The organism is Fretibacterium fastidiosum (genome assembly GCF_000210715.1).
Classification (GTDB): domain Bacteria; phylum Synergistota; class Synergistia; order Synergistales; family Aminobacteriaceae; genus Fretibacterium; species Fretibacterium fastidiosum.
Window position 1 is genome coordinate 1,522,539 of sequence record NC_021038.1, and the last position, 1,127, is coordinate 1,523,665.

The 1,127-nt window shown below is 67.6% G+C and carries 2 protein-coding genes; one reads left to right on the top strand and one right to left on the bottom strand.

Features of this window, described 5'->3' with window-relative positions; all coding sequences use genetic code 11:
* Positions 1-204: hypothetical protein (locus tag SY1_RS07070; protein ID WP_208873229.1), on the bottom strand; the 204-nt coding region annotated here is incomplete at its 3' end.
* Between the two features lie 256 nt (positions 205-460).
* Between SY1_RS07070 and SY1_RS07075 the strand changes: the two genes are divergently transcribed.
* A partial coding sequence (locus SY1_RS07075; RefSeq protein ID WP_208873231.1) for a hypothetical protein occupies positions 461-1,127 on the top strand: 667 nt, incomplete at its 3' end.

The window sequence follows — 1,127 nt, forward strand, 5'->3', positions numbered from 1 at the left end:
CGTCCACTTGCCGCCACCGGCTCGGGCCCTCTGCAGGACCGCCTTGGAGAACGACGCGGCGGCGCTCCTCTCCTCCGGCGCGGCCTGCGGAGCCTCCAACTCGTCCCCGCAGGCCGCCATGCCCATCGCCGCGCCGATGGAGATCGTCAGGGGCTGACCGGCCACGCCGTCGTCGACGGGGACCCTGATCCGTTCTTTCGCCATCACCACGCGCTCCTTTCGCTTCCTTAAGACCGCACGTATTTTAACATTCCTTCCTGCGATGGCCGGCGTCGCCCGGACCGTCCCATCGGAATACCCCGCCTCGGCGGTCGGCGCAGGAGGCGCCCGATAGGCTATAATAAATTTTATCGAAAAGGAGGGGAGGGGCCTCGTGCGGCGCGCCTTTGCGCCGCTTTGGGCGCCGCGTCGCCTCCACGGCTTTTTTTAACGACGTTCGAGACAGCGTGAGGAGCAGAAGATGAGGAAGACGATCCTTGTGATGATGACGGTGGCGGTGTGTCTGACGGCGCCGCGCGCCTGGGGGGCGGAGCTGCCGAGGGCGCAGCTGGACGAGTCGGAGCGGCACTTCAACCGGGCCTACGGGTACTTTCTGGGGCGGGACTACTGGGCGGCGCAGGACTACCTTGACCGCGCCCTGAAGGCGAACACATACCTGGTGGACTACTACCTCCTGAGCGCGCTGAACCTGCAGCGCATGGGGGAAGGGGATGAGGCGCGGGCCGCACTGACCGGCTACCTCGAGGTGCGCCCCATGGACGGCACGGCGCTCCGCATCATGAAGGGCTTCGTGGAACAGGACCGCACGCTGCAGATGATCGTCGGGTCCCGCCCCCTTGCCCTCCGCTGGCAGTTCTCACAGCCGGACCTTCAGACGGAGTGGCGGACAGGGCTCACCCGTCCCTTCAGCATCAAGGGCCTCGGCAAGGTCAAGGCTCTGGGCGACGTCCTGTGCCTGGCCGACACCCTCGGAAACCAGGTGTGCCTGAGGTCGCGAGGGGAGGGGGCCTTTCGCTCCATCCCCGTGGAGCGCCCTGCGGCGGCGCTGCCGGCGGGGGATGGAACCTTCTGGACCTTCGGGGTGAGCGGGGACGTCCGCTCCTTTTCCGGCCTGCCCGATGCCCCGG